21 protein-coding genes and 1 tRNA gene are annotated in these 18,208 nt (G+C 67.4%); 8 read left to right on the top strand and 14 right to left on the bottom strand.

What is annotated here, in order from left to right:
* The 3 genes from otsB to IEZ09_RS44205 form a co-directional block, all read right to left on the bottom strand.
* A partial coding sequence (gene otsB / locus IEZ09_RS44215; protein ID WP_189259854.1) for a trehalose-phosphatase occupies positions 1–1,787 on the bottom strand: 1,787 nt, incomplete at its 3' end.
* Positions 1,788–1,832: 45 nt separating this feature from the next.
* Positions 1,833–3,266 carry an alpha,alpha-trehalose-phosphate synthase (UDP-forming) gene (locus tag IEZ09_RS44210; RefSeq protein ID WP_189259859.1) on the bottom strand — a complete coding sequence of 478 codons (1,434 nt, stop codon included), beginning with the start codon at positions 3,264–3,266 and terminating at the stop codon, positions 1,833–1,835.
* A 69-nt stretch (positions 3,267–3,335) separates the two neighbouring features.
* A complete protein-coding gene (locus IEZ09_RS44205) occupies positions 3,336–4,682 on the bottom strand; it encodes a threonine/serine exporter family protein (protein WP_229813488.1) in 1,347 nt (448 codons plus the stop codon).
* A gap of 260 nt (positions 4,683–4,942) precedes the next feature.
* On the opposite strand from IEZ09_RS44205, the gene IEZ09_RS44200 reads away from it, so the two are divergent.
* Positions 4,943–5,015, top strand: a tRNA-Thr gene (locus IEZ09_RS44200).
* 103 nt (positions 5,016–5,118) lie between these two features.
* The gene (locus IEZ09_RS44195; RefSeq protein WP_189259853.1) at positions 5,119–6,033 is read left to right on the top strand and encodes a tyrosine-type recombinase/integrase; all 915 of its coding nucleotides are present in this window, start codon (positions 5,119–5,121) and stop codon (positions 6,031–6,033) included.
* A 373-nt stretch (positions 6,034–6,406) separates the two neighbouring features.
* Here the strand turns inward: IEZ09_RS44195 and IEZ09_RS44190 are convergent, their stop codons facing one another.
* Genes IEZ09_RS44190 through IEZ09_RS44175 form a run of 4 tightly spaced genes read right to left on the bottom strand, consistent with a single transcriptional unit; the run spans position 6,407 to position 8,237 of the window.
* Positions 6,407–6,601 (bottom strand): DUF397 domain-containing protein, encoded by a 195-nt coding sequence (locus IEZ09_RS44190; RefSeq protein WP_189259852.1) that lies wholly within the window; start codon positions 6,599–6,601, stop codon positions 6,407–6,409.
* The gene (locus IEZ09_RS44185) at positions 6,602–7,483 is read right to left on the bottom strand and encodes a helix-turn-helix domain-containing protein (RefSeq protein ID WP_189259851.1); all 882 of its coding nucleotides are present in this window, start codon (positions 7,481–7,483) and stop codon (positions 6,602–6,604) included.
* 17 nt (positions 7,484–7,500) lie between these two features.
* Positions 7,501–8,025, bottom strand: a complete 525-nt coding sequence (locus tag IEZ09_RS44180; protein WP_189259850.1) for a DUF6879 family protein — start codon at positions 8,023–8,025, stop codon at positions 7,501–7,503.
* Positions 8,025–8,237 (bottom strand): hypothetical protein, encoded by a 213-nt coding sequence (locus IEZ09_RS44175; protein WP_189259849.1) that lies wholly within the window; start codon positions 8,235–8,237, stop codon positions 8,025–8,027. Before IEZ09_RS44175 ends, IEZ09_RS44180 begins: the two co-directional genes overlap by 1 nt.
* Positions 8,238–8,528: 291 nt before the next feature.
* Between IEZ09_RS44175 and IEZ09_RS44170 the strand changes: the two genes are divergently transcribed.
* From IEZ09_RS44170 to IEZ09_RS44145, 6 genes are all read left to right on the top strand, one after another.
* On the top strand, positions 8,529–8,840 hold the full coding sequence (locus tag IEZ09_RS44170; RefSeq protein ID WP_189259848.1) for a hypothetical protein: 312 nt from the start codon (positions 8,529–8,531) through the stop codon (positions 8,838–8,840).
* Positions 8,841–8,875: 35 nt separating this feature from the next.
* The gene (locus IEZ09_RS44165) at positions 8,876–9,160 is read left to right on the top strand and encodes a hypothetical protein (RefSeq protein ID WP_189259847.1); all 285 of its coding nucleotides are present in this window, start codon (positions 8,876–8,878) and stop codon (positions 9,158–9,160) included.
* Positions 9,161–9,592: 432 nt separating this feature from the next.
* Positions 9,593–10,279, top strand: coding sequence for a DNA glycosylase family protein (locus IEZ09_RS44160; RefSeq protein WP_229813487.1), 687 nt, complete (start codon positions 9,593–9,595; stop codon positions 10,277–10,279).
* The gene (locus IEZ09_RS44155) at positions 10,254–11,717 is read left to right on the top strand and encodes a B12-binding domain-containing radical SAM protein (RefSeq protein WP_229813486.1); all 1,464 of its coding nucleotides are present in this window, start codon (positions 10,254–10,256) and stop codon (positions 11,715–11,717) included. The genes IEZ09_RS44160 and IEZ09_RS44155 overlap by 26 nt, the downstream gene beginning before the upstream one ends.
* Positions 11,718–11,737: 20 nt before the next feature.
* Positions 11,738–12,355, top strand: a complete 618-nt coding sequence (tmk, locus tag IEZ09_RS44150; protein WP_229813485.1) for a dTMP kinase — start codon at positions 11,738–11,740, stop codon at positions 12,353–12,355.
* A 71-nt stretch (positions 12,356–12,426) separates the two neighbouring features.
* Positions 12,427–12,891, top strand: coding sequence for an NUDIX hydrolase (locus tag IEZ09_RS44145; protein WP_189259845.1), 465 nt, complete (start codon positions 12,427–12,429; stop codon positions 12,889–12,891).
* Between the two features lie 55 nt (positions 12,892–12,946).
* Here IEZ09_RS44145 and IEZ09_RS44140 read toward each other — a convergent pair whose 3' ends face one another.
* The 7 genes from IEZ09_RS44140 to IEZ09_RS44115 all read right to left on the bottom strand — a co-directional run bounded on the left by IEZ09_RS44140 (position 12,947) and on the right by IEZ09_RS44115 (position 18,156).
* Complete coding sequence (locus tag IEZ09_RS44140) at positions 12,947–13,213, bottom strand: hypothetical protein (RefSeq protein WP_189259844.1); 267 nt, start codon at positions 13,211–13,213, stop codon at positions 12,947–12,949.
* Between the two features lie 58 nt (positions 13,214–13,271).
* Complete coding sequence (locus IEZ09_RS47615; protein ID WP_268247692.1) at positions 13,272–13,400, bottom strand: hypothetical protein; 129 nt, start codon at positions 13,398–13,400, stop codon at positions 13,272–13,274.
* 5 nt (positions 13,401–13,405) lie between these two features.
* Positions 13,406–14,098: a peptidoglycan-binding domain-containing protein gene (locus tag IEZ09_RS44135; RefSeq protein ID WP_229813484.1), complete on the bottom strand. Its 693-nt coding sequence runs from the start codon at positions 14,096–14,098 to the stop codon at positions 13,406–13,408.
* 2 nt (positions 14,099–14,100) lie between these two features.
* Positions 14,101–14,241 (bottom strand): hypothetical protein, encoded by a 141-nt coding sequence (locus IEZ09_RS44130; protein ID WP_189259843.1) that lies wholly within the window; start codon positions 14,239–14,241, stop codon positions 14,101–14,103.
* Between the two features lie 80 nt (positions 14,242–14,321).
* Positions 14,322–14,894 carry a hypothetical protein gene (locus tag IEZ09_RS44125; protein WP_189259842.1) on the bottom strand — a complete coding sequence of 191 codons (573 nt, stop codon included), beginning with the start codon at positions 14,892–14,894 and terminating at the stop codon, positions 14,322–14,324.
* Complete coding sequence (locus tag IEZ09_RS44120) at positions 14,894–16,651, bottom strand: hypothetical protein (protein ID WP_189259841.1); 1,758 nt, start codon at positions 16,649–16,651, stop codon at positions 14,894–14,896. Before IEZ09_RS44120 ends, IEZ09_RS44125 begins: the two co-directional genes overlap by 1 nt.
* Before the next feature lie 290 nt (positions 16,652–16,941).
* Entirely contained in the window at positions 16,942–18,156 is a 1,215-nt protein-coding gene (locus tag IEZ09_RS44115) for a hypothetical protein (RefSeq protein WP_189259840.1), read from the bottom strand.
* Positions 18,157–18,208 lie beyond the last annotated feature (52 nt).

Raw genomic sequence — 18,208 nt, 5'->3', positions numbered from 1 at the left:
GCGAGGTTGCCGACGCGCACGGGACGTGAACCCGCGTAGCCGGGCAGCGTGTCGATCACGGCCTCGGCACCGAGCTGAGTGCCGTGCAACGTGTACAGCGGGTGCAGGCGCTCGGGGCCGGGGAGGGTCTCCAGCACGCGGTGCAGCCACGCCAGGAAGCCGTCGGCCTCCGCGTACGAGCCCACCGACACCAGCGCCGAGGCGGTCATCGCGCCGTCACGCAGCCAGCAGTAGCGGTAGTCCCAGTTGCGGACGCCGCCCAGCTCCTCCGGCAGCGACGTGGTGGCCGCCGCCATGATCGAGCCGGAGTCCTTGTGCACCAGGCCGCGCAACGTCAGCGCCGAGCGCAGCACCAGGTCCGTCTGCACGGTCGGGAGCTTGAGGCCCGCCGCCCAGTCCGACCAGTAGCCGGCCGCGCGGTCACGCCGCACGGACTCGGGCAACGCGTGCTCGGAGAGGTCGTCGGTGCCGCACCGCAGCTCCAGCAACACCGGGGCGCCCTCACGCGGACGCACGATCGCGCGCGCGGTCTCCTGGACGCCGTCCGAGGTGATCTCCCAGTCGACGCCCGGCGAACGCAGCACCATCGGGTCCGAGGTGCCGACCACGCGCAGACCGTCGCGCTCGCGCAGCAGCCGCACCGGCACCTGGCCGAACTCGGGCCGCGGCGCGAACGTGATCACGGCGTTGGTCGAGCCGGAGATCCGGCGCACCAGGTCGGTGCGGTGCGAGGCGAGGTCGTGCTCCAGGTAGTCCGTCACCAGGAGGCGCGACCAGCGGGTCTCCACGATCATCGTGCCCGGCAGGTAGCGCTGGCCCAGCGGCAGCGACCCGTGCTCCGGCTTGATCGAGAAGTGGCCCGCCGCCGGTCCGCCCAGCAGGTCCGCGAAGATCGCGGCCGAGTCGGGCTCGGGGTGGCACAGCCAGTTGACCTTGGCGTCCGGCGTGACCAGCGCGACCGACCGCTCGTTGGCGAGCATCGTCAGCCGCTCGATCGGCACGGCCTGGTCGCCGTGCAGCCACGCGCGCCGCTCCTCCAGGAGGAACGCCAGCACGGTCGCGACGTCGGCGGGGTCGTTCACGTAGTACTCGGCGAGCGACTCGCCGGGACCGACGCGGATGCCGAGATCGGGGCCGGACAGGCGCGCGAACGCCTTCTCGTCCGTCACGTCGTCGCCCAGGAAGATCGCCGCGGTGGCGCCGACCTGGTGGCGCAGGATGTCCAGCGCGTGACCCTTGTCGGTCTGCACGACGGCGAGCTCGATGACGGCCTTGCCCTCGGTGACCTGCACACCTTCCCAGGTGCACGGACCGGAGCGGACCGCCTCCAGCACGACCTCGCCGACCGACGCCTCCGCACGGCGCACGTGCACGGCGACGGACGCGGGCTTGACCTCGAGGTGCACGCCCTCGTGGCCGTCGACGATCTGTTCCAGCTCGGCCTCGATGCGGCGCAGCAACGCCTTGGCGTTCGCGTCCAGCGCGTGGACGAAGCCGACGTCGAACTCGGAGCCGTGCGAGCCGACCAGGTGCACCTCACCCGGTAGGCGGGAGAGCGTGGCGAGGTCGCGCAGCGCACGACCGGAGATCACTGCGGAGGTGGTCTCGTGCAGGCTCGCGAGAGAACGCAGCGCGTTCACCGATTCCGGGAGCGGGCGGGCCTGCTCCGGGTCGCTCACGATCGGCGCGAGTGTTCCGTCGTAGTCGCTGGCGACCAGCAGTCGCGGGGTGCGGGCGAGCTGACAGATGGCTCGCCGCAGTTCGGCGGGGAGGGCCTCGGCGGTCAACGCCCCTCCTGGAGCACTCGTCGGGTCAATGGGATCTGAAAGGATTCAGACCGAGGTCTGCGTGCCCAACGCCTCCAGGAACGACCTTGCCCAGCGGTCAACGTCGTGGGTGAGGACTTGGCGGCGCAGCGCGCGCATCCTACGGCGGCCTTCTGCGGGATCGATGTCGAGGGCGGCCTGCAGTGCGTTCTTGACACCGTCCAGATCATGGGGGTTCACCAGGAACGCACTGGTCAGTTCTGCGGCAGCGCCGGCGAACTCGCTGAGCACCAGAGCTCCACCAAGATCATATCGGCAGGCCACGTACTCCTTGCACACCAGGTTCATACCGTCACGAACCGGCGTCACGACCATGACGTCCGCGGCGCTCATGAACGCGACGAGTTCCTCGCGGTTGACCGACTGGTGGAGGTAGTGGACCACCGGTTTGCCGACCCGCCCGAACTCGCCGTTGATCCGGCCGACGGACTGTTCGATGTCCCTGCGCATCGTCACGTAGTGGTCGACCCGCTCCCGGCTGGGAGTGGCGAGCTGGACCATCGCGACGTCCTCCGGGTCCACGCGTCCGTCCGCGATCAGCTCGTAGAGAGCCTTGATCCGGACGTCGATGCCCTTGGTGTAGTCGAGACGGTCCACGCCGAGCAGGATGCGCTTGGGGTTGCCCAGGTCCTCTCGAATCTGCCTCGCGCGGGCCTGCGTCTCCTTCTTCCGCGCCAGCGCGTCGAGTCCCGCGCTGTCGATCGAGATCGGGAACGCGCCCACGCGCACCGTGCGGTCGCCGACCTGGACGACACCTGGCCGGGTCCTGACACCCACGGTGCCGCGGCTCGGCTCCAGGCCGACGAGGCGGCGGGCCAGCCAGAGGAAGTTCTGCGCGCCACCCGGCCGGTGGAACCCGACGAGATCGGCGCCGAGCAGACCGCGGATGATCTCCGTCCGCCACGGGAGCTGCATGAACAGCTCGACCGGCGGGAACGGGATGTGCAGGAAGAAGCCGATCTTCAGATCGGGGCGCTGCTCGCGCAGCATCGCGGGGACGAGCTGCAGCTGGTAGTCCTGCACCCACACCGTGGCGCCCTGCGCGGCGATCTTCGCGGTCGCGTCGGCGAACCGCTGGTTGACCCGCACGTAGGCGTTCCACCAGTGCCGGTGGAACGCCGGCTGCGCCACGACGTCGTGGTAGAGCGGCCAGAGCGTGCCGTTGGAGAAGCCCTCGTAGTAGTCCTCGACGTCCTTGGCGGACAGCTGGACGGGGTGCAGCAGCAGTCCGTCGTCCTCGAACGGGGCGACCTCGGCGTCGGCCACACCGGGCCAGCCGACCCAGGCACCGCTGTGTGAGCGGAGGAACGGTTCGAGCGCGCTCACCAACCCGCCAGGGCTGTGCTTCCACCGTTCTGTGCCGTCGGGCAAGCGCTCCAGGTCAACCGGGAGCCGGTTGGCCACGACTACGAATTCCGCCCCGTTCTCGCCAATGTCCATGCTCACATTTCCGAGGCTAGTGCGGACGCGTGTCCAAGGCGTGTCGTGTAACCCCCGTCACAGCCACGTTCACTCCAACCGACGCTCGGTGGGTTTAAGAGGCCCGGACATACGTGGACCAGCGAACTTGCGCTCCAGGCGGCCCAGTCCGGTGCGCACCGGCTGGGCCAGGTACTCGCCGAACACCACCCCTCCGGCGAGGGCGAGAGCAATACCACTCGCGAACACGAGCGTGCTCAAACCGGCCGGATCGCCCTCCGCGGTGAGCTGGAACAGCCCCCGGTAGGTGGTCCAGCCGGGCAGCAACGGGACCACGCCCGCCTGCACGACGACGAGCGTCGGGATGCGCAGCCTGCGGGTCATGGTCGCGCCGCCGAACCCGGTGATCGCGGCGGCCACGGCGGACCCGAGCAGCACGTCGAGCCCGGCACTCGTCACGAGCCCGTAGGACGCCGTGCCGATCGCGCCGGAGATGGCCGCGGCGACGAGCGCGCGGGGCTGGGCGTAGCAGGCGAGCGCGAAGAACGCACTCGTCGCGGCACCGGCCGCGAACTGCATCGGCACCGCGGAGATCAACGGCGGCAGCGGGTCGGTGAGCCGGATCTGCAGTCCGAAGTGGACGGCCGTGCGGATGGCCAGCGCGACGCCCGCGATCAGGCCCGCGCTGAGCAGCACGGTCTCGACGGTGCGCCCGGCGGCGGTGACGTTGTAGCCGGAGATCGCGTCCTGCACGGTGCTGACCAGGGCGAGTCCGGACAACAGCACGACGATCCCGACGGCCACGAGCAGACTGGGCCGCACGGTGGGCAGCAGTCCGGTGGCGTAGACGGTGAGCGCCGCACCGGTGGCGAGCGCGCCGCCGACGACCTGCTGGAAGAAGAACGGCAGCGCACGACGGTTGAGGATCCGGCCGACCCGGTCGATCACCGCGGTGACGACGGCCGCCGTGATCGCGAGCGCGAGCCCGCCACCGACGAGGAACGCGACAGCCGCGGCCATGCCTGCCCACGCGACCGTGGCGACCCAACGCGGGTAAGGGTGCTTGGCCGTGGTGATGCGTTCGAGTTCGGCGTGCGCGTCCTCGATCGGCCCGAGATTCCGCACGAGGTGTTCCACGGCGGCCAGTCGCGTGTAGTCGAGGCTGCGCTGGCGGACGACTCGTACCGCGGTGATCGGTGGCGCGTCGGTTCCCCGGTGACAAGACACGCTGATTGAGGTGTAGATCACGTCGACTTCGGTATGGGGAAGTCCATAGCTCTCGGTGACTGAGAGAATCGTCGCTGTTACATCGGCCGCGCCGGCCCCACTGGCCATTTGAACCTCGCCGATCTTCAACGCGAGATCGAGTACCAGGTGAACCGTGGTGTCGTCGGGCAGCGAGGGGCCGTGCAGGTTGTTCGTGGAAATCTCGCGCACCTCCGTCGTGTGATCGTGAGGAGTCGGTCAACTGTTGCTGTGGCGTCTGCCACCTCCGATCGGGCGACCCGAAAAGGAGGACATGATCACTGTCCGTTGGTTACCCTCCTGACCTGGTCAAGGCGGCCTGTCCGGCGCTTTGATCCACTCAGTTGGTTGGCCTGACTCCGACCGGAGCAATCCGATCACACTGAGAGCAGACCGTTCGCCGCAGGTAGCACCCGCAACAGGCGCTTACCATGTTCGCGAACACGAGCCAGGCCGGCGTAGCTCAATTGGCAGAGCACTCGCCTTGTAAGCGAAAGGTTAGGGGTTCGATTCCCCTCGCCGGCTCTTATGGCTCCCTGACCAGCCAGAACGGTTGGTCAGGGAGCACTCTCGCCCAAGGTGCTTCCAAGCACAGCGCTCAGTGACACTCCGCTTGGAGGGTTTGAGCGTGACGAAGTCGATCACCTTCCCCGCTGGTGGCTGGGGACTCCACGCGCGTGGATGGCACCGTGCGCTGAAGGCTCAGAACAAGTCCGACAACACGATCCGTATCTACATCTACGCAGTGCGTCAGCTCGGAGAGTGGGCCTACGCGCAGGCCGAGCCGTTCGAGGCTGACGAGACCACGCCGGACCACATCAACGAATTCATGGCCGACCTGATCGAGAAGACGTCGGCGCCGAACGGGCACACCAACTACCGCGCCTTGCGGACGTTCTTCAAGTGGATGGTCGAGTCCGAAGAGGAGATGGACCGTTCGCCGATGGACCGCACCAAGGCGCCTGACCTGCCCGAGCAGCCGGTGCCGATTGTCAGTGACGGAGGCATGGCCGAGCTGCTGAACGTGTGCAAGGGCAAGGACTTCGAATCGGTCCGGGACACCGCAATCATCCGGCTGTACTTCGACACGGCGGCGCGGCTTTCTGAGGCGGTGCTCAATCTCGACGACCTCGACCTCGATGTCGACGTCATTCGAGTGCTCGGCAAGGGGCGTAGGCAACGAACGATTCCGTTCGGCCCCAAAACCGGTACGGCGATCACGAGGTACCTGAAACTGCGCGCCAAGCACAAGCACGCGAGCAGGCCCGAACTTTGGCTCGGCCTGCGAGGGCCGATGACTGCGGACGGGATCAAGCAAATGATCAAACGGCGCGGTCGGCAGGCCGGTATCGAAAACATGTTCGCGCACCGTCTGCGCCACACCTTCGCGCACACGTGGCAGCTCAAGGGCGGGAACGAAACCGACCTTATGCGGATCATGGGGTGGAAGTCGGACCAAATGTTGCGGCGTTACGGAGCGAGTGCAGCGGACGAGCGAGCGCAGTTGGCGCACCGCGCGATGGCCCTCGGCGATCGGGTGTAGCCGGAAGTCGACGGCCACTCAGGTGACATGGGTGCGCTGTGCTGGTGCAGTGAGTGATGAACTGACACCAGCGCAGCGCACTTTGCGCGCCAAGCTTGGGGCTCATGCTTCATGGGCCAGGACAACGAACCGCACGGCCCGCACCGAGGCTGCACGGAAAGCGGCCAGGAACCGGTTTCGGGATCTTGCCGACCCCGAGGGCGTGCTGCCGCCCGAGATCGTCGACCAACGCGCTGCGGCTCTTGAGCGCGAGCACTACACGCGCATGGCGTACCTCAGCGCAAAGTCGCGTCGCCGTGGAAGCCGGTAGGTCGACGCATGGTGGAAGTGTTCAGTGAGCAGCCGCCGAGCCTTGGCAAGCTCGGCGGGCTCGTCAGGCGGAGGTCGACTCCGCGACACTTGGTGAGGACATGAAGGCAGCCCACGCGGCAGGCTTGAACGCCAGCGTTACCGGTTTCGTGTTCTTGGAATCGCGCACGTGCACACCGTCATCGGCGAACCCGACCTCGACGCAGGCCTCGGGGTTGCCGCCGCTGTAACTCGACTTCCTAAAGCGCACCTTGTCCATCTACGTAGCTACCTCCTGAGGCGGAACTCTGTCAGCCGTGGCGGCGGCTGCTGAAGCGGCCTCGGAGCAACGAACGAGGATCTTGCGAGCGTCGTTGTCCACCACCGCCACGTTCCACAACTCGTCCATCAGACGGTTGTAGGTCTCTATGTCGGAAGGCGTTTCGGTGTTGATCTCCGTGTCGACGGTCTCGATCAGCACTCGCTCGCCGACGATCCAGAAGCCGTTAGGCGGAACGACCGGGAGCCGGGTGCCCAACGGGATGATGCCGAACCTCACGCGAAGCCCGAGCAGTGCGAGAAGCCTGTCGATCTGCGCGACCATCACCTCAGGAGGGCAGACGTAGTAGAGCAGCGCCGACTCGCAGATCAGCAGCTCGATCTCTTTGGCGTTGTCGTAGAGGGCGTGCTGTCGCTCCATGCGGATGCTCAGCGCCTCTTCGGTGTCGATCGGGACTCGCTGGAACGCGGCGGCAGCGTCGAAGACGCACCGCGCATAGTCGGCGATCTGCACCAGCCCCGGCACGATGATCAGCTCAAACACGCGGATGCGTTTGGCCGTCGCCTCAACCTGCTTGCTGTAGGTCTGCCGGTCGCTGTGTCCCTTGCGAAGCTGGTGCTTCCACGAAGCCGCGTCGATGTTGATCCCGCGCAGCCATGCGCGCATGCGCTCGGTCTCGGACTCCGATGCCCCCGCCGTGTTCATCCACACGAGGACATCGGAGTCATCGGGATCTTGACGCTTGTTTTCGATCTTCGAGACCTTCGAAGCATGCCAACCACACCGAGCGGCGAAGTCCTTGCCGTTCAGCTTGGCGAGTTCAACGCGAACCCTGCGAAGTTCGTCGGCGAACTCGGCGCGGCGCTCCTCTGGCGTGCTCACAGGCTCCTCGTCGGTGGCTAGGTCTTGACGAAATCCTCGTACGAGACTGCCTCAGCCCAAGCAATCTTGCGCCATTGCTCGTACCGCGCCACCGTAGCGGGTTCGGTCACGATCTCTGCGCCGATGAGGCCGTTGGGACCGTAGTGGAGTACGGCGACCTTGACGTGATCGAAGATCCAGAAGTCGTGCTCTGGTAGCCCGAGCCTTGCCGCCGCAGCCTGTGTGAGCAGGGAGATTTCTTCCCCCGCAGCTAGGTTCGCTGGTGTTACCTCCATCTGCCATCGCAGGTACTCGGTCAACGGTTCGGTGAGCATCCGAACGCGCTGGAACACCTTGCCGCTCTTCGTCGCCGCTTGGGTCTCGTCGAGCCACGGACGTAGCCAGTCGAGATCTTGAAGCACGGGGATGCCATCCCGCCATCGTTGCCACGGCTCGACTTCGTCAGGCTGGTTGTAGGTGCCCTGCGCCTCCCATCGCCAAGCTGAACTCTCGAAGTCGCGGAAGAGGGCGCCGAAGGCCTCACCGCTGATCAGCTCAGGCATCACGCACCCTGGGGTGCGAACTTCAGCAGCTCGACGGGGATCTCGACGAGCGTCTCGGTGACGGGCAAACCACCCTCACGGGCTTGAGCGGTCGCGATCGCCTCGGGGTCCGTGACGACGTACCCCTGCACCACGTAGGTCCCGCGATCGGTGAGGAACAGCGTCGGGCACGAGCCGCTGTTGCTGGTCGTGCCGAGGAACTTCAGTTGCATGTTCTCCTCCAGAGATTGCGCACTGGCAAGCATCCTGTTGCGCAATCGACATGCGAGCCAACGCCATACCGGGTGACCAGCGAGTTTGGATGCTGCGCTCTGTAGCCATCGTGTAAGCCAACCGGGGCAAGTGTGCGCAAGATTGCTCGGATTGCTTGCGTTCGGTCCTGTGGTTCGGGATGGTGAGCGGGCGGAACTGGCGATGGGAACACGGACGCGGTCGCCAGTTCCGCTTCCACCGGCGCAGCGGTCTACGCCGGCAACGACGCACGCCACTCGAAGGGAACCGCGGTGAGTACGCACCCAGATGTCGAGCGCCTTCTGCGCGCCGGATTCGACGTCTTGCCCCTGCTCGATCGGGATGGCGTCGACCACGCGTTGCAGTTCTGGCGCTGGGGTTCGGACCGGCAGTACCTCGACGTTGTCGCCGTCTTCCACGAGGACTACGCGGTTGCGACGCGGCTGCCTCCTCAGCGGATGTGGGAAAGCCCCCTGATGCCAACGGGCGGAGGACCTGTGCGCCCTGTGCCGTTCGAATCCCTCGCCGTTGCCTTTGAGCGGCGCTTCCAGTGGTCCCCGCCGGGCGGCCACCCGCAGCAGTAGCCGGGAGAAATCCCATAGACGTAAGGAGATTCGACATGTTCGTCGGTGCTCTGATCTTTACGAGCGTGTTCGTGCTCGGTGTGTTGTCGGTTGCTGCACTCATCGTCTGGTGGTTCGTCACCGAGGCATATGGGCAGCACGCCGGGGCAGGAGAAGGGGCGTTGTCCGTCGGTGCGCTGAAGGAGCGGATTAGCGCTGAGGTGCAGGCGTTGGTCGAGACGCCTCGCCCGATCTCTCAGAGGCCGTTCCCGAAGCTGCCCGTACCTGGCCGAGACTCGGCTGCGTCGGTGTGGACGCTGCCCGAGCTAGTTGCGGCCTGAGACATGGCTGCCACGCTCAGCGCGCCTGACAACCGCTGGCACAACGCGTCAGCGCGTGACGGAGACTCACACCGAGCAAGGTCGATCACTGGTCGCGAGGTCACCCCATTGTGTGACCGCGAGCCCTTCGTGCCGATCTACTCGCCCAAGGAACCTACTGATCCTGCTCACGCTTGCCCTGCCTGCCTCGCTGCTGAGGGCGCCTGAGATGTGTTCGGCGGGTGCACCGAACGCTCGTGGACCTCCATCGGGAGGATGGTCCCCCTTCTGTCGCCGCCGAAGGAAGACGAACCTATGACGCGCCCAACGATGATGTTCGACCACCCCGCTTGGCTCACTGGTGATGACGGTCGAGTTCGCCGAGCCGTTCGATTGGACGGCGAGACGTGGTCGGTTGTGTGCACGCCAGATGTTGAAGGCAGTGGACACGTCGTGCATGTGGACGCGCCCGCCGGCTGTGAGACCGCCGCACTGGAGTTCGACGTTGTCGACCCCGTCGACCTCAAGGCGCCTGACGCCATCGCTGACCCGCTACGCGCGGGTGGTCCTGTCGCCCGACTGCGCAACCCTGATGTCTGGGACACCCTGGGAACAGCGATCGTCCGTCAGATCATCCGAGCCGGGATCGCCCGCAAGCAGTACCGCGCATTTTGCGAGGCGCACGGCGAGCGTCACGAGACCTCGGCTGGTCCTACGTGGTTGTTCCCGACGCCCGACGTGGTCCTCGGGTTGCCTGATGACGCGTTTCAGCAACTCGGGATGGCCATCAAGGCTCGCGCGTTGCGCGCCGCCGCCGAGTGGGTCACCAAGTACGGCGACGAGTGGGCTGCGTTGTCGCCTGAGGACTTCGTGACGGCGGTGCAGCGCACCCCGCAAATCGGGCCGTGGAGCGCACACGCCTCGGTTGCTGACCGCACTAATCGATATGACCTGTATCCGTTCGCCGACCTTGCTGTGCGCAAATGGGCAGGGACCCTCGCGCCGTCGATCACGTGGCCCGAAGAGCCGCGCGAGTTCGGCGAGATGTGGCAAGGGATGGCGGGCGCGCAGTTGTCCGAGTGGACGCTGCTCACGCTTGCTTGGGGAGTTCGTCATGCCAATGGTGGCGCCGCTGTCTGATCTGGTCGCAGGCGCGAACCTCGACCGCACCCTCGACATCTTGTTCGTCAACGCGCCGTTGCGCGACTACGACGAACGACCACGGGTCAACGACTTCACCTTGCCCGTCCTGGGCATGGCCTACATCGCGACCTACGCCGCTGAACGCGGCTTCAACGTGGGCGTGCTCGACGCCGAGGCGCAAGGCCTCGGGATCACCCGCACGGTTGAGGTGATCAATCAGGTTGCGCCCCGCTGGGTGGGGTTCAACCTCCTTGCACCCACCTACAAGATCACTGCTCACATCGCCGAACGGCTCGACCCCGGCATCATGATCATGCTCGGCGGGCATCAGGCGAAAGCGATGCCCGTAGAGATCCTCACTGACCCGCGCATGTCGAGATGTGCAGCCCTGGTGATCGGTGAAGGCGAGACCCGAGTCGCGAAGCTGCTCGACGACCACCTCAACCGCGCCGAGTTGCCTGAAGTGATGTGGCTCGACCCGATCATGCGCACGCCCGTCAAAGGTGGTCGACCCGGAACCAGTCACCATCTGCAACCCGACATTGACGCACTTCCGTTTGTCGACCGCACGTACCTCGCGCAGGACCCGCACCACGACGCCGGACGACTTGAAGCGAACATGGTCGGCGCCCGAGGCTGCCCCTACGACTGCTCGTTCTGCGGCGCCGCTGTGTCCGCGAATCCAGATGTCAAGATCCGAACTCGCAGCCCGCACAACATCCTCGACGAGATGGCGGAGCTGCGCGACACGGGCGTGACCGCCTTCCGGTTCGTTGACGACCTGTTCCTCGGTGCCCCACGTGTCATCAAAACGATGATGGCCGCGTTCACTACCGACCGCGTCGGCCAATGGGCACGATGGGACGCCACCGGTCGAATCAACGTGCTTGACCGCACGAGCGACGACATGCTCGACACTCTCGCTGACAACGGCCTGCGCGAGGTCGCCCTCGGCATCGAGTCTGGCAGCGAGCGAATGCTCGGCCAGATCGACAAGCGGATCACCCCCGACATGACGGTGTCGGTGGTGCGACGCCTTTCTGAACGCGGCATCAGGGTGAAGGGGTATTTCATCCTCGGCCTTCCGACCGAGACCCGTGAAGAGATCGACTCAACGGTGCGCCTGGTCCACCGACTGTGGGACATCACAGAGGGCACACCCCAACAGTTCCGGGCGTCCGTGTTCGAGTACCGCCCGTACCCAGGTACGCCAGACTGGGTTCGTCTTATGGCGACCGGGAAGTACACCGCCGAGCAGCTTCTCAACTACAGCGCCGTTGACCTCACTGCGGATGGTGTCGACGAGTCGATGCGGGAACGCGATGAGTTCAACTTCTCCGTGAACGTCCAACTGTCCGAGGCGCCAATCGACTACGTGCGAGCACAACTCGTGGCCTTGTCGCGCGCGCAGCACGAACGGAAGTCCGCCGCGTGAGCCAACCGCACCGAGGGCTGTTGATCACCCTCGACGGACCGAAGGGAGCGGGCAAGTCCACGACAGCGCGCAACGTCGGGCGTGACCTCGAACGGCGCGGTCTCGCTGTCCACGTCACGACCCAGCCCTCGCGCAACCAGCTCGGCGAGATCGCCCGCAGCAAGACCGACACCTATCGGGGGCTGACTCTGGCGTGTCTTGTTGCGGCTGATCGGTATCACCATCTCGCCCACGAACTACGGCCACGACGCGACGCAGGGGAAATCGTGATCTGTGATCGATACGTGGCGAGTTCCTTTGTGCTGCAACAGATGGACGGTGTACCACTCGATTTCGTCGAGGCCATCAACGCACACGCAGACCTGCCAGACCTCGCCGTGATCCTCACGGCCGACCCGACAATCGCCGCCGCTCGAATCGCGAGGCGAGGTTCCCACGATCGTTTCCACACCGACGTGAGCACCAGCGCCCGTGAGGTCGAGCTGTACAGCAAAGCCGCCAAGCGGCTTGCTGAACTTGGCCACGAGGTAGTCACGCTCGACACCACCGGTGCCATGCCAGACCAGATCGCCCGGCGAATCGGCGACCACATCGCCGCACTGGTGGATGTCCCCGGCCCTCGGCTGGGGAGCGCGTAGCCTGCCTGCGGGCTCGGCGCCTCGCTACCCGCGCCCGCAGGCACCCAGTACGCGACGTAAGGACCTCCCGGATGCCCGACACCCCGGCGATCATCGATGTGCACCTGCTGCTCGTCCGTGACGACGAGTTGCTGCTCACCCAACGACGCGGCGAGTACGGCAACGGACAGTGGCACCTGCCCTCGGGGAAACTCGACCACGGCGAGTCAGTGCTCGCCGCCGCCGTTCGCGAGGCTGAGGAAGAGGTCGGAGTGTTCGCCGACCCTGCCGACCTACGGCTCGTGCACACCGTGCACGTCGCCGGTTCTGGCCCGATCCCGCGACTCGGGCTGTTCTTCGAGGCTCGCCGATGGATCGGCGAGCCGACGAATCGAGAGCCTGAGAAGTGCTCGGCGGTCAGGTGGTTCCACCGGGACAACCTGCCGGACGAGGTGATCCCCTACCCGCTCGCAGGGATTCAGGCCTACCTCGACGGCGTGCCGTTCAGTGTCCTCGGATGGAACCAACACGAACACAGCGCGCTCGCCACTATCTGACCCGCAGACGACAAGAACGCCCCCGCGCCCATCATGGGCGCGGGGGCGTTCGTCATTACGGCGTCTTGTGCTTGTCGAGGTAGCTCGGCGGCTGGGCCGAGCCGAGCAGGATGCGGGTCAGCCAGTCGGGCAGGCTCGCCTCGATCTTCCGCAGTAGCGGGTACACGACGCCGAGCACGATCGGCAGTACGACGAGGCCGGTCGCGTTGCCGAGTGCGTCGGTGAGGTAGGCCGGTGCGCCGAGGCTTACCAGGCCGCTGATGAGCGCGGCCCACGCACCGGGTACGACGGTGCGAAGCCACGCGATGACGGTGTCGGACATGGTCCTCCTGTTGCGGTTGGGGGTTTGCCGAGCGCGAACGTGAGCTCGGCGGTTTCGGTCAGTCGCGGTGGGCGAGTTCGTCCTCACCAGCTCGTATCTGCGCCTCGATCTCGCCGACGCGGCGCCAGACGTGCGCGGCGAGCAGGACGAGGACCAGGCCGAGAACGGCTAGAGCCGCGGTGCGCACGGCGGTCACCCGCCGAGCAGGCGGCGCCAGGTTGCCGGCCCGACGACGCCGTCGACGGCGAGCCCGGCGCGGCCCTGCATGTAGCGCACGCGGGCGTCGGTGAGCGGGCCGAAATCGCCGTCGACGGCGAGCCGGGGCAGGCTCGGATACCAGGCGTTGAGGATGCGCTGCACCTCGCTCACCGCCGGGCCGGTCGAGCCTCGGCGGATCGTCGGCCGCTGACCGGGCGCCGGTGGCGTCGGCACCGGAGCACCACCGCCACCACCGCCGAGGACCTGCTGCACGCGCTCCGCGGTGAGGGTGCGCGCCGAGTTCCACGAGAGTTCGACGTGCAGGTGATCGTGGTGCGGGTGGGTGCCGCTGTACGGGCGCCATCCGGCGTTGGGGTACGAGCCGGACCAGATGCGCCGGTTGTAGATGACGCACTGCACGCCCAGCTCGGCCGAGCTGTTGATCAGCTTGTCGGCGAGCACCTGCGCCCACCCGGCGCCGACGGGCACGCCGAGGTCGGTCGCTCGGCCCTCGCCGTGCAGACTGGTCGTGTTGCTGCCGGGGATGACGGCGCAGTTGTAGATGCCGAGGTTGTAGCCGCCCTGCGCGCGGTAGGCGCCGAGGAACCACGACATGAGCGCCTGCGCACCCGAGGTGGGTCCGCCGGTGCAGGACTTCGCTCCCTCGTATCCGACGTAGATGCCCATGTTCAGGCCTCCTCGGTGACGGGGGCGGCGTCGGCGAACGGCTCGACGTAGTCGGCGTGCGCGGGGTCGGTGATCGGTTCGGGCGTGACGTCGGGTGCGTCGATGCCGACGACGTCGCCGGTATCGGGGGTCGGTGCGGTCATGCGTTCCTCTCCGGTCGGGACTGCGGACGTGCGCCATCGGCCGACGCACCACGTGCGGCGGCTGGTCGGCGTGGTTCGGGTTAGGTGGCGGTGTGGATGCTCGGCGCGAGCTGCTGTCGCACGCGGTCGCGGTCGGCGTCGATGTGCTTGGCGTCGGTGAGCACGAGGGTGCGCAGCTCGGCGAGGCCGAGGTCGTCGACGATGGTCACGGTGGCGCGGATGGCGTCGATCTCGTCCGCACGCATCCGGCGGGCCTTGGCGGTGAGGTCCTCGACGTCCTGCTCGGCGAGGTCGATTTCCTGCGTCATCTTCGCCCGCAGGTCGTCGCTGATCTCGGTCTCTGAGCCGGCGACGGCGTTGCCGAGGTGGGCTCGCGCGTACAGGGCGAACACCCGTGCCTGCTGCGCCTCGGCGGCGGTGTAGAGCGAGGCCTCGATCGTGCCCGGCGGGAGTGGCTCGCCTCGGTAGCCGTGCAGGCGCCAGTCGAGCACGAGCAGCGGGTCGTCGACGCCGTACAGCTCAAGGTCGGCGGCGATGGCCGAGCGCGGCAGCAGGTACAGCTCGATCCCGAGGTCGGTGCGCTGCGTGATCCGGTAGCAGGGTCCGAGGCCCTGCTCGTCGGTGACCTCGGTGCCGATGATTTCGATGCGCATCAGGCGCTCCTCACGATCAACCAATGAATGTCGATCTCGGCGCCGCGAGACCAGTTGAACTGAAATCCCCTGTTGTCCCAACGGGTCACGCCCCAGGTGACGCCGTCCTGTGGCGCACCGGTGACGATCGTGCAGTGCGGGACCGGGGAACCGACGGTGACGGTTCCGCCGTGGTCGATGCGGATCGAGAACGCACCGGGGTTGACGTGCGTGATGCCAAACCCGAGCATCCGGGTGTTGGACATGCCACGCGGCAGAACGCCGTCGATGAACAGCTTTCCGCCGCCCTCGGCGTTGAGGCTCGCACTCGCGTTGCTGTCGCCGAACTGCTTGCCGAGGAACCAGGCACCGCCCTTGCGCATGATCAGGTCGACGCGGCCCGAGCTGTTCGGAGTCTGCTCGGCGGACAGCGCCCACAGGGTGCCGTCTTCGCGGGCGTGCACGGTGGGCTCGAACCCTGGCGCTTCGGCAAGGCCCGTGAAGTGGACGCCCGGATAGCCGCCGAACGCGCTCGACGTGACGACCGCACGGATTCCGTCCGTGCCGGTGCGCAGGGTTCCGGCGATGTCGGCGGCACCGGTCGCCCTGGAGATGTCGACGGTGCGGGTGCCGGAGGAGTTCCACGCGTGGATACCGTCGCTGTCGACCTGCACGCGCGGGTTGCTCGCCGAGGTGCGGATCGTGGCGCCGGTGATGGTCTTGCTGTCGATGGCGTCGGCGGCGATCTTGTCCGCGGTGATGGCTCCGGCGCGGATCGCCCCGGCGGTGACCGAGCCGACGGCGAGCTGATCGGCGGTGATGCTGTTCGCGACGATCTTGTCGCCGTAGATCGGTTTGCCGACGAGGTCGGGCGGCACGAGCGGGCGCGTGCTGATCGTCGCCGGGGCGGACGCGGCCGAAGTGTTGCCGCTGCGGTCGACGGCGACGAAGTGGAAGCGGCGGCCCTGGTTGTACGGCTGGTCGCTGACGACGATGCCCCCGGCGCCCTCCAATTGCCCGACCCTCGCCGGTGCGGTGATGGCGGGAGGTGTGACGGTGAGCTGCCCGACGGAGGACTGCGGCCATTCCAGGTAGACCCCGGCGGCCGTGCCGTCCAACTCGGCGAACTCCGACTCGGTGAGCGTGGCCGTGTGCACGGAGTTTCCGTTGACGAGCACCTCAACGACACGGCCACGCACCGCCAGGGCGAGCGTGAGCGCCTCGGGCGTGACCCCGGCGGGCAGAGGCAGCGGCACCTCACGGTTGCTGGTCGCGGCATCGACGTACAACACGAGCGGGTTCTCGGCGCGACGCCGGACCAGCGCGTACACGGCACGTTCCTTGTACGGCCACGTCTGCGACGGCCCCGGCGCGTACCGGGCGTAGACCCCGGCGCGGTACTGCTCGCCGACTCGCAGATCAGCGGCGGTGACCGTGTAGTCACGGGCGCCGGTGTCGCGTGTTGCCAGCAAGTCCGAGCCACCGGTGATGGTCAACCTGTTGTTGGCGACGGTGTACGCGTGCTCTCCGCCGGTGGACGATTGCAGGACCGTCCACAGTGCAGGGTCGAGCTTGTTGCCGCTGTAGGTCCAGGTGTCCGACCACAGCGGGGCGTCGCTGCTCGCCTGCATCCACACGTCGACGTGTGAGAAGTCGCTCGGCATGACCTCGCCTGCGGTGCCCTTGCCGTCCCAGTCGACATGGATCACGCCGAGCCTGGTCGACAGGCGCGGCGCCGATGGCCGCGGTGGTGCCTCGGCGTCGGCGGCGATGGTCACGGCGTAGGTGTTGGACCACGGTCCGATGACCCCGGCGCGACTGACGGCGCGGACCTTGAACGCCCATTCGGTCCCGACGTCGTAGGGCGAGCTGGTCGCCGTGTTGTCGGGGTGCTGGGTGTCGGTGAGCTTGGACCAGGTGAGCCCGGCGACGTTGGGCCGTTGGTACAGCTCGTAGCGGGCGACCTCGATCGCCGTGCCGTCGGTGGCCTTGTCGACGGTGCCCCACGTGGCGGTGATCTGGCCGCGTGCGGCGCCGTCGGAGTCGAGATACGCGGTCGTCGCGACGATCAGCCCGGCCGGTGCGGCGGGTCGCGCGGGTCCGGTCCTTCCGGCGCCGGACGGGTGCCCGAACCGCCGCTCGCGGTCGAGCCCCCGACGATGCCCGCCGTGCGCTTCGCGAGCCTGAGCTCGCGTTCGAGGAACCGGTCGTTCAACACGAGGTTGCCGCCGAGCGTGCCCGCCTGGTCGCGGGTGAGGGTGATCTGCCGGACCCGCAGCGGCGCGAGCACACCACCGTCGCCGGGGGCGAGCACGTAGTCGCCAGGCCGGTAGTCCCGTAGCGGCAACCACTTCGCGGCGCCGAACGACACGGCGCGGGTGATCTGCACGCGTTCGCGGCCGGTGCGGTCGAGTTCGGCCTGCGCGAGCAGCCGCATCGTGCCCTCATTGCGCACGCCGCCTTGGGTGATGAACGATTCCCAACGGCCCCAGGGGGTTGGGGCGTTGGGGTTGGTGAGTTCGAGCCGGGCGTCGCCTTCGCCCTTGACGTAGACGGCGCTCGCGAGGTCCTCGAACGTGCCCTCGTCCGGGGCGTCGGTGACGTCGCGCCCGAGCCGCAGGTCGACGGGGGAATCGCTGGCGGTCAGGTCGCGGGCGAGCACGGTGTCGGCGTTGAAAATCCGCAGCGTACGGCCGGTCATCACCCAGTCGACGACGCCCTGCTCGGCGAGGTTGTCGAGCACGGTCAGCACGTCGATACCGGGCTCGTAAGCGATCGTGAGCACCTTCGCCCACGGCTGCCCGGCGCTGTCGGTGCTCGGCGTGAAGTCGACCGCGAGACCGGGCAACACGCCACGGGCCTTGGCCTCGCCGAGCAGCGTCGCGACGACAGTGCCCGCCGTGGCCGAGGCAAACGGGCGCTTGCCCTCGGCGTTGTCGTGGGTGGACGGGAACAACCGGGCCTTGCGCAGCATCCACGCGTAGGCGGGCAGCTCGAACGACCGCGTCCCGGTCGGATCGACCACGTTGCCGCTGCGCTTGATGCGCAGGAACCGACCGCCGAGGATCTCCGACCACGCCCCGGCAGTCGGGTCATAGGCCTCGACGGCGACCTCGACCGGGTTCGCGAGCAGGGCGGCGCCCGGTGCGCCGAGCGCGTACGACAGCCGCAGCGAGCCGACGTCGTCGAGCGGCACGGCCACGTCGAGCGAGAGCGGCGTCGGCAGCACGCCCAGACGCGGACCGTTCGGCGCGTGTGCGACGAGACGCACGTCGAAGCTCATTAGGCCACCATTCCTTGTGCAACCTTGATGGGTAGGGTTGTGACCACTCGGT

This window comes from Lentzea flava, from assembly GCF_014648475.1.
Lineage (GTDB): Bacteria > Actinomycetota > Actinomycetes > Mycobacteriales > Pseudonocardiaceae > Lentzea > Lentzea flava.
The sequence above is the reverse complement of the archived record's forward strand: the minus strand, read 5'-3'. Positions and strand labels throughout refer to the sequence as shown.